The 9,437-nt window shown below is 56.6% G+C and carries 8 protein-coding genes and 1 tRNA gene; 4 read left to right on the top strand and 5 right to left on the bottom strand.

Annotation, left to right across the window (positions count from 1 at the left end; all coding sequences use genetic code 11):
- Nucleotides 1-156 precede the first annotated feature (156 nt).
- Nucleotides 157-2,097 carry an acetate--CoA ligase gene (gene acs / locus D6851_RS15555; protein ID WP_120325813.1) on the top strand — a complete coding sequence of 647 codons (1,941 nt, stop codon included), beginning with the start codon at nucleotides 157-159 and terminating at the stop codon, nucleotides 2,095-2,097.
- Nucleotides 2,098-2,158: 61 nt separating this feature from the next.
- Here the strand turns inward: acs and D6851_RS15560 are convergent, their stop codons facing one another.
- A complete protein-coding gene (locus D6851_RS15560) occupies nucleotides 2,159-2,629 on the bottom strand; it encodes a GNAT family N-acetyltransferase (RefSeq protein WP_120325814.1) in 471 nt (156 codons plus the stop codon).
- A 159-nt stretch (nucleotides 2,630-2,788) separates the two neighbouring features.
- On the opposite strand from D6851_RS15560, the gene bioB reads away from it, so the two are divergent.
- Nucleotides 2,789-3,805: a biotin synthase BioB gene (bioB, locus tag D6851_RS15565; RefSeq protein ID WP_120325815.1), complete on the top strand. Its 1,017-nt coding sequence runs from the start codon at nucleotides 2,789-2,791 to the stop codon at nucleotides 3,803-3,805.
- An 83-nt stretch (nucleotides 3,806-3,888) separates the two neighbouring features.
- On the opposite strand, the gene D6851_RS15570 is transcribed toward bioB, so the two are convergent.
- Nucleotides 3,889-5,301: a dihydrolipoyl dehydrogenase gene (locus D6851_RS15570; RefSeq protein ID WP_238474152.1), complete on the bottom strand. Its 1,413-nt coding sequence runs from the start codon at nucleotides 5,299-5,301 to the stop codon at nucleotides 3,889-3,891.
- 287 nt (nucleotides 5,302-5,588) lie between these two features.
- Here D6851_RS15570 and D6851_RS15575 point away from each other — a divergent pair, with 287 nt between their 5' ends.
- Complete coding sequence (locus D6851_RS15575; RefSeq protein WP_120325816.1) at nucleotides 5,589-6,053, top strand: MarR family winged helix-turn-helix transcriptional regulator; 465 nt, start codon at nucleotides 5,589-5,591, stop codon at nucleotides 6,051-6,053.
- 193 nt (nucleotides 6,054-6,246) lie between these two features.
- Entirely contained in the window at nucleotides 6,247-7,065 is an 819-nt protein-coding gene (locus D6851_RS15580) for a hypothetical protein (RefSeq protein ID WP_120325817.1), read from the top strand.
- 65 nt (nucleotides 7,066-7,130) lie between these two features.
- Here the strand turns inward: D6851_RS15580 and D6851_RS15585 are convergent, their stop codons facing one another.
- From D6851_RS15585 to D6851_RS15595, 3 genes are all read right to left on the bottom strand, one after another.
- On the bottom strand, nucleotides 7,131-8,543 hold the full coding sequence (locus D6851_RS15585) for an aldehyde dehydrogenase family protein (protein ID WP_120325818.1): 1,413 nt from the start codon (nucleotides 8,541-8,543) through the stop codon (nucleotides 7,131-7,133).
- Nucleotides 8,544-8,896: 353 nt separating this feature from the next.
- Nucleotides 8,897-9,190 (bottom strand): hypothetical protein, encoded by a 294-nt coding sequence (locus D6851_RS15590; RefSeq protein ID WP_147395498.1) that lies wholly within the window; start codon nucleotides 9,188-9,190, stop codon nucleotides 8,897-8,899.
- Nucleotides 9,191-9,310: 120 nt separating this feature from the next.
- A tRNA-Met gene (locus D6851_RS15595) sits at nucleotides 9,311-9,387 on the bottom strand.
- Nucleotides 9,388-9,437 lie beyond the last annotated feature (50 nt).

Consider the following 9,437-nt stretch of genomic DNA (forward strand, 5'->3'; position numbering starts at 1 on the left):
CCTGTGCATGGGACCTTCCCATGCCCGGGAACGGTCCGATACTGTTTCAAAGGTGAGACAAACTGTCTCATTCGACCACCGGAAGCGCGCCCTGCGCTTGCCGGTGAGCCATCCACTCCCTAACTTGAAAGAAAAGCACATTACCGGGAGTTGGATATGGAAAGTAAGGTTTATCCTGTGTCGGATGAATGGGCGCAGGATGCCCTGATCGACGCTGAAACCTATGCGCGCAAATACCGCCAGTCGATCGAAGATCCCGATACATTCTGGCGTGAAGAAGCGCAGCGGATAGACTGGATCAAGCCCTTCACCAAAGTGAAGGATACCAGTTTCGATAAAGACGATTTCCATATTCGCTGGTTCGAGGATGGCACGCTTAATCTGGCAGCTAATTGTCTGGATCGCCACCTTGCGGACCATGGTGACCGTCCTGCCATTATCTGGGAACCGGACGATCCCTCTCATGACAATCGCATTCTCACCTATCGCCAACTTTATGAAGAAACCTGTCGCTTTGCCAACGGCCTGAAAGCCAATGGTGTCAAAAAAGGCGACCGGGTGACGATCTATATGCCGATGGTGCCCGAAGCCGCCATCGCCATGCTGGCCTGCGCGAGAATTGGAGCAGTGCATTCGGTCATCTTCGCCGGTTTCTCTCCCGAAGCCCTCGGCAACCGGATCGAAGACTGCGACAGCGATATTGTCATCACCGCCGATGAAGGCCATCGCGGCGGTAGAAAAGTTCCTCTGAAAGCCAATGTGGATGAAGCATTGGATCACCACGCCCATGTCAGCCGCGTCATCATGCTGCGCCATACCGGGGCCGACGTCCCGATGAAGGAAGGGCGTGACATCACCTGGGATGAAGCGGTCGCAGATCAAAGTACCGATTGCGAGCCTGAAGAAATGGCTGCGGAGGACCCGCTTTTCATTCTTTATACGTCAGGCTCCACCGGCAAGCCCAAAGGCGTACTGCACACCACTGGCGGCTATGCCGTGTGGACGAGCATGACACACGAATATTCCTTCGATCATCGGCCCGGCGATGTCTATTGGTGCGCCGCCGATATCGGATGGATCACCGGCCATTCCTATATCGTTTATGGCCCCTTCGCCAATGGCGCGACCAATGTCATGTTCGAAGGCACGCCCAACTATCCCGATTTTTCCCGTTTCTGGCAGATCGTCGATAAATATCGGGTCAATATTCTCTACACGGCCCCCACCGCTCTGCGCGCCCTGATGCGGGAAGGTAATGAATGGGTCGAAAAGACAAGCCGGGACAGCCTTCGTGTACTCGGCTCCGTGGGTGAGCCGATCAATCCCGAAGCATGGGAATGGTATTATCACATCGTCGGCAACGGCAAGTGCCCGATTGCCGACACCTGGTGGCAAACCGAAACGGGGGGCCATATGATTACCCCTCTCCCCGGAGCGCACGCTCTCAAGCCCGGCAGTGCCACGAAGCCGATGTTCGGGGTCAAACCCGAAATTGTCGACACGGACGGCAACAGGCTGGAAGGCCCCTGCGAAGGCGCACTGGTTATTGCGGATAGCTGGCCGGGCCAGATGCGCGGTGTATATGGCGATGAAGAACGTTTCTTCCTCACCTATTTCAGCACCTTCAAGGGCCGCTATTTTACCAGCGACGGCTGCCGCCGCGATGAGGACGGTTACTACTGGATCACCGGCCGGATGGACGATGTCATCAATGTTTCCGGCCATCGCATGGGCACGGCAGAAATCGAAAGCGCGCTGGTGCTCCACGAAAAAGTGGCCGAAGCCGCCGTCGTGGCTATGCCGCACGATGTGAAAGGCCAGGGCATTTATTGTTATGTCACAACCATCGCCGGGGTCGAAGGTGACGAGGATCTGCGCAAGGAACTGATCAAATGGGTCCGCCACGAAATCGGACCGATCGCATCGCCCGATGTGGTTCAATTCGCTCCGTCATTGCCCAAGACCCGGTCGGGCAAAATCATGCGCCGGATTCTGCGCAAAATCGCTGAGAATGACACAAGTAATCTGGGCGATACCTCCACTCTGGCCGATCCGGAAGTGGTCGATAACCTAATTGCCAATCGGCCGGACCTTTAACCCATTTTCCTGTTCGGGCAGTTCCACTGTCACTTTTTCAGCGGCACTGCCCAGCATGGGATCAGACGGCCCGTTCTGTCAGCGCAAGAGCCATAAACTGATTGAACGGAGAAGCCTCATAGCCGCCAAACGGACCGCATGGCTGAAAGCCACGCTTGCGATATAGTGCCAGAGCAGGCTCGAAAGCCGGACCGGACCCGGTTTCCAGCGCCAGACGGGTCACGCCATCGGCTCGCCCTTTATCGATAATGTGATCGAGCAGCGCAGCCGCCACGCCACAACGGAGGAAATCCGGATGAGTGCGCATGGATTTGATCTCCCCCAAATCGCCGGATAAACGTTTCAGAGCACCGATCCCGGCGATTTTCTCGCCTTCCCATGCCGTCCAGACAGTGACTTCAGGAGCAGCAAGACCTGAAAGATCGAGTGCAAATACAGCATCCCTGGGAGAATTCTCATGCATTCCGGCAAGATGCAGCCGCAACAGATTTCGGACCGCTGCGCCCGACAGAGCATCTTCTACAATCACCATAGCACGCCATTCCCTCAGATTGCCCGATCGACCTGCCCAAACGAATAACCGCAAGCGCAAAACATGTTAGATGCCGCCGGAGGACCTGAAGCATCAGCCGGGCTGACAGATGCTTCAGGAAGGTCCATAGAGCCTCGGCAAGCGTGATGGAGATATTTGATGACAGCGCCCCGTCAAGACTGGACCCGCGAAGAAATCGCCGAACTGTTCGATCTTCCCTTTACCGAATTATTATTCCGCGCTGCATCCGTTCATCGCGAAAGGCACCGCCCTGAAGAGGTACAACTCTGCACCCTGCTGTCGATCAAGACTGGCGGCTGTCCGGAAGATTGCGGCTATTGTTCACAAAGCGTCCATGCCGATAGCGGTGTGAAAGCCACCAAGCTGATGGACGTACAACAAGTGCTGCAACGCGCGGCACAGGCCAAGGATGCGGGCAGTCAGCGTTTTTGCATGGGCGCCGCATGGCGTAACCCCAAGGATCGCGACATGCCCAAGATCGTACAGATCGTCGAAGGTGTGCGGGCCATGGGCATGGAAACCTGCATGACGCTGGGTATGCTGTCCCCCGAGCAGGCACAGATGCTCTCGAATGCTGGCCTCGACTATTATAACCATAATATTGACACGGCACCCGAACGGTATGACGATGTCATTACCACCCGCACCCTCGAAGACCGACTGGATACACTCGACAATGTTCGCGGGGCGGGAATTAATGTCTGCTCGGGCGGAATTGTCGGAATGGGAGAAACACGGGCGGATCGGGTAGGCTTTATTCACACACTTGCGACCTTGCCGGCCCATCCCGAAAGCGTGCCCGTCAACGCCCTGGTCCCTGTAAAAGGCACCCCGCTGGGCGACATGCTCGCCAACACACCGCTCGCAAAGATCGACGATATTGAATTTGTCCGTACGGTTGCCGTGGCACGCATTACCATGCCGCTTTCCATGGTCCGTCTCTCTGCCGGGCGTGAAGACATGTCCGATGCAACGCAAGCGCTCTGCTTTCTGGCCGGAGCGAATTCGATTTTCACCGGCGATACGCTTCTCACAGCGCCCAATTCAGGAGATGACAGCGATGCCGAACTGTTCCGGCGCCTTGGTATGAAGCCGATGGAAGGTGAAGAACCCATGCGGGCCTGCAAACCGGCCATGCCTGAAGCCGCAGAATAAAAAAGCGCGCAAGGCACGTCACGTCCGGGAAACGAGATATTTGGGAGCCTGCTCTCTGGCCTGAATGCAAATGCGGCTCCCGCTCATCCCCCTGGCGGTTCGCGTCCATCCCGGTCCCCCGGAATCGGCGTGGGCGTCGCTCCGCAAATATCGCGCAAAGCAGGCCGCAACCCCTCTTCCAGCGTGGGATGGTAAAACGGCATTTCCAGCAATTGAGAAGCGGACACCCGTTTCATAATCGCCAGCATGAGAAGGTGCGCCATATGATCGGCGCCCGGCGCAAACATGGCAGCTCCTGTAAGCACCCCCTCCTCCGGCTCGGCATAGAGACGGATACACCCATCCGCCCGCGCTTCGACCTTTGCTCTGCCCTGATCGGTATAAGAGGCAAAACCCGTCAGCGTGTTCTCGCCCGGTTCCTGCCCCAGAAGCACCAATGGCGGATCTGTGAAGGTAATAGCAAAAGACGGTGTACGACGGGACGGAATGGATGCCGGATAAGCCACGGCATTCCGTCCTGCAATGGCCCCTTCGGTGGCTGCTTCATGCAATAAGGGGGCATCGGCATTGTCGTCGCCTGCAATGAAGATCGGAGCCTCACCACATTGCATAGTCGTGCGGTCGAAAAGCGGCCTGCCTCTGTCGTCCAGCTCCACGCCCGCTGCGGCAAGATCCAGATCCTTCAGATTGGGGGGACGGCCTACAGCTACGAGAACTTTTTCGAAAAGCTGATGCCCGGTGCTTTTCCCTTTCCAGCTAATATTGATTCCCCCGGCGGCTTTCTCCGGTGTGACATCAACCCCGAGATGCACATTCATATCCCGTGTCAGCACATCAAGAAGCGCATCGAGAATCTCTTGATCCTGCACTTTGCCAAGCGTTTCGGCCCGGTCGAACAGGCTCACTTCCACCCCAAGTCGTGCCATGGCCTGTGCCAATTCCAGCCCGATTGTTCCGCCCCCGATCACAGCCAGCGATCGAGGCAAATCCTCGATCTCGAAAATCGTATCACTGGTCAGAACATCATTGCCCAGTGCAGCAAAAGGCTCCGGCACCATGGGTGAGGACCCGGTGGCGATGACCACTGCCTTTGCCGAAACCGTATCACCATTATCGAGAGCAAGAGTAGTCGGTGCTGTAAATCTCGCTCTGGCGCGAATAGTCGTGCCTCTGGGCAGTTTTTCAAATCGGCTACGGGTTCCGGCCGTAAATTTATCGCGCTCTTCCCGCAAGCGCTGCATCACCGCCTTGCCATCGATTGCAATATCCCCGGTGCGGATTCCGAAAATATCGGATTGCGCCGCCGCATAGGCATTTTCTGCGGCCGCGATCAGAAGCTTGGAAGGCATACACCCGACCGAAGCACAGGTCGTACCGATAAATTCAGGATCAATCAGCAGCGTAGCAGCACCGTGGCGGCGGGCATTGCGCTCTGCCGCTATACCGGCCGTTCCCGCCCCGATAACCGCTACATCACAAATATGATCTGCCATCATGTCTCCTTCAGGAATCGCTTTCCGGTGCGGGTCGTCATGGTGAAGTTCCCAAATGGCATGAACGAACCGTTTTCCCGCCTCACCGAGAATGTTCTCTTTCCTAAACCCTCTGCCTGCCACCAATATCCCAAATCTATCCGCTTTATGCCCGGAGCGGCAAATATACGTCTGGCTTCACGCCAGCCCTTTGACAGTTTTGGACATTTTCCCTTCTATGCTAAGGTCCTTCCAGGGGAATGCCCTGTCACCCGTGGGGGGTGACGGGTTTTGAGGGGAGTTAGCGTGGGATGAATGCAGCCTTCGACGTGCTGGATTATGAATCGGGCCTCCAGCTCGATCAGCAAATGTGTTTTCCGATTTACGCATCTGCCAATGCTATTGTGAAAAGTTACCGCCCGTTGCTGGAGCCATTAGGGCTTACCTATCCGCAATATCTTGTCATGATGGTTCTATGGGAAAAAACGCCTATTTCTGTGGGAGATATAGGACGGCGACTGTTGCTGGACAGCGGCACACTTACCCCGCTTCTCAAGCGCCTTGCCAGTGCAGGGATTGTCTGCCGGCGGCGCGATCCGGTCGATGAAAGACGGGTCCTGATCGAACTGACCGATAAGGGGCGGGAATTGGAGGATCTGGCGCAGGATATACCTTCCAGCCTGTTCGCCAAAAGCAAATTAACGGATGAAGACCGGGGGGAACTGTATGAGGCGATCAAGATCCTGCGTCGAATTCTTCTCAAACAGATGGATTGACAATAAACAATCATCTTTCTGATCTTATTGCTTTTCTGTAAAATTTTTAACCGGAAGCCCACAGCTGAGCGATACTGGCAGGAGGAAAGCTTGCAGCCTTCCTCTTGTCTTGCCGCTTGCCTGCCCTTATCAGCCTGAATGGTTGCAGCAGGGGAGATGCGCGCCAGATCTGATAGTCCGGAGTCGATGCTTCTTGTCTCAGCAGATCCCTTTGCCCGAACAATCCTTGCTGCATCGCGTCAGGGCCAGGCTGGGTCCGCGCCTGACAGCGCTTTTGCTGGCTATTGTGCTCGAAGTGCTGATGCTGCTGGCGCTCCTGACACTTGAACCCAGCTTTTCCGGGCCTGCACAGCCCGAAGAAACCATTTCCAGTTTCGATGTCCGGCCGTCTGCGGAACAGACGCAAGAGGAACCAGAACAGGACACAACAGAGCCAGAGCAGAGCCAAACAGAGCCTGAACCCGCTCCTGTGCAGCCAGAGCAGGCTCCGCCCACGCCGCCTCAGCCGGTCGAGCCACAAATCCTTGAACAGCAAACGCAACCAACACCGGCTATTTCGATTCCCAGTGACCAGATGATCGCACCCGACATCGCACCGCCTCCCGCTCAGGCTGCGCCCAAACCGAAAAAGAAGATCGGTGTAAAAATGGGTCCGAAGATGGGGCCATCGGGTGCTGCCGGCCCATCGGATACAGCCGTGGTCGGCACGGCCCCTAATGGTGAGCCGCTTTATGCCGCCTCCTGGTATCGCGAACCGACAGACGGTGAGTTGCGTGGCTATCTCTCCACCGCACAGGGGCCCGGCTGGGGGCTGATCGCCTGCCGGACCGTGCCCGATTATCGGGTAGAAGATTGCGTCCCGCTGGGCGAATCGCCCAGGGGATCGAATATCGCCCGCGCAGTGCTCGCCGCGTCCTGGCAATTCCGTGTCCGGCCGCCGCGTGTCGGGGGCGAATTGCAAGTCGGCGAATGGGTCCGCATCCGGATCGATTACGGGCAGAAATCAGGCTGATAATGAAAAGGGGCGAACCATCCGGCCCGCCCCCCTTTTCTTTGGAATTTCGTTCCTGAACCCGATCAGCTCAGTTCAACCGCATTCACAATATGCGCTTGCGTATATTCGTTGAGACCGGCTTCACCGAGTTCGGCACCCATGCCCGATTCCTTCGCCCCGCGGAACGGGATGTTGGGATCGATGGCGAGGAACTGGTTGACCCAGACCGTGCCGGTATCGATCTTTCTGGCCACATCGGTCGCCTTGGCGACATCCTTCGACCACACGCTGCCGCCCAGCCCGTATTCGCTATCATTGGCGCGAGCGACGACATCGTCGATATCGTCATATTTGAGCACCGGCAGCACCGGGCCGAACTGTTCTTCCTTCACCAGACGGGCATCTTCGGGAAGGTCGCGCACGATGGTCGGCGGAATGAAATAGCCGTCGCGATCGAGCGGCTTGCCACCTGCGAGAACCGTCCCCTTCTGCGCCGCATCATCAAGCAGTTCGCATACTTTATCGAACTGCATCTTGTTCTGCACCGGGCCGACCTGCGTGCCCTGCTTGGCTCCGTCATCGGTAATCGCCTCATTGGCGATCCGGGCGATTTCTTCGCAGAACTCATCATAGATATTGCTCGGCACATAAGCGCGCTTGATCGCCACGCAGATCTGTCCGGCATTGGTCATCGACCCGTCAAAGATCTTCTGCGCAACCAGCTTGGGATCGACATCGTCAAGCACAATGGCCGCATCGTTGCCGCCCAGTTCGAGCGTCACGCGCTTCACCATGGCGGCCGCCGAAGCCATCACCTTCTTGCCGGTGCCGGTCGAACCGGTGAAAGCGATCTTGTCGACATCCGGATGGCCGGTCAGCTTCGCACCGAGATCGTTTTCATCGCAGATCACATTGAACACGCCGGCCGGCAGAATTTCATTGGCGAGTTCGGCAAAAAGCAGCGTGGTCAGCGGCGTTGTCGGGGCCGGTTTAACGATCATGGTGTTGCCGGTGATAAGCGCCGGGCCGACCTTGTTCATCATCAGAATGACCGGGAAGTTCCATGGCGTAATCGCTGCCACCACACCCAGCGGAGTGCGATGTTCGATGACCTTATTGCCACCTTCGTCACGCAGCACTTTTTCTTCAAGCCGGCGATCACGGAAAGCGCGCAAAATGAAAGTGCAGCCGATGATTTCACCCATCGCCTGTTCGGTCGGCTTGCCCTGTTCCTGAGTCAGCAGGCTGGCAAATTCGGCCGCACGCTCTTCCAGAGCCGCCGCCAGCTTCTCGATCATGGCGGCGCGATCATCGATGGGCATGGCCGACCATTTCGGGAATGCGGCACGAGCGGCCGTCACAGCCGCTTCAAGCTGCGCCTCATCGGCCTTGGGGCATTTCGCGAAGGGTTTACCGGTGGCGGGATTGACAACATCGAAACTGGATGCGCCGTCAACGGCTTTTCCGTCGATCAGCAGCTTGAATTCATGGTCCATCTCTCATTCCTCTCTAATATCGCGGAGCATCTGGCAGCTCTCTTCACCAGGGCCACCTTCACCCGACGCGCCGCAAGTCTACCTGACATTATCTTGCAGCAGCATGACCCAAGTAAGGAGCCTTACAGCCAGAGTCAGCCCCCAAATTGCTATCAGATATAAATATCCTCGCAAAATCGTTTTTGCGGGAGCGGGTAATTGTGTGGATTGAGCTGTAGTGGGAATGGGACGATTGACTGATCCGTCCAATTCAGACTGCCCCACCGTTCTATCGAAGTGGCCGCAATAGCTTTTTGGAGAAAAAAGCTGCCGTTCGGGATACGCCCCTAGTTGCTGTCGTTGGATGCGCAAACTTAGCGCTCAGGTTTCAACCACGCATGGGCCACAAGAATGCAACCACTGATGAACGCTCCGATAGCGATCCAACCGGCGATGAAGGGCAGTGATGAAGCGCAAAAATCAAAGCAAGCCTGGTTTGGTCCAGTGATAGGTTCGAGTTCAAAAAACTCGATGAAATGGTCCCAGTAACCTCCACCCATAACCGCTGCCACAATATAGCGATTGACGATCCAAGCCTGAATTGTGCCTCCGACTGCTGCCGCCAGAAACATTATGAGTGCGATGAGAAGCCTACGATCTCGCTTCAATCTCCATCTCCCCAAATCGCTATCGGGGCGATGAAGCAATTGGCTGGGATCTGCAGCTGGGGAAGCTGCTACCACCGAGCCTGTATTGGCAATGGCGATTGGGAGGTTTGGTTTGGAGTGTGGTTGCGGGGGCAGGATTTGAACCTGCGACCTTCAGGTTATGAGCCTGACGAGCTACCGGACTGCTCCACCCCGCGCTGGGTGTCTGTGTTGTTACAGACGCAAAAGCCGCCGCTCGGAGTGATCC

Source organism: Altericroceibacterium spongiae (assembly GCF_003610805.1).
Lineage (GTDB): Bacteria > Pseudomonadota > Alphaproteobacteria > Sphingomonadales > Sphingomonadaceae > Altericroceibacterium > Altericroceibacterium spongiae.

Bases quoted from the DNA above. Each gene is read 5' to 3' on its own strand.
- bioB (WP_120325815.1), top strand. From the start codon at position 2,789: ATGACAGCGCCCCGTCAAGACTGGACCCGCGAAGAAATCGCCGAACTG.
- D6851_RS15585 (WP_120325818.1), bottom strand. From the start codon at position 8,543: ATGGACCATGAATTCAAGCTGCTGATCGACGGAAAAGCCGTTGACGGC.
- D6851_RS15560 (WP_120325814.1), bottom strand. From the start codon at position 2,629: ATGGTGATTGTAGAAGATGCTCTGTCGGGCGCAGCGGTCCGAAATCTG.
- D6851_RS15575 (WP_120325816.1), top strand. From the start codon at position 5,589: ATGAATGCAGCCTTCGACGTGCTGGATTATGAATCGGGCCTCCAGCTC.
- acs (WP_120325813.1), top strand. From the start codon at position 157: ATGGAAAGTAAGGTTTATCCTGTGTCGGATGAATGGGCGCAGGATGCC.
- D6851_RS15570 (WP_238474152.1), bottom strand. From the start codon at position 5,301: ATGATGGCAGATCATATTTGTGATGTAGCGGTTATCGGGGCGGGAACG.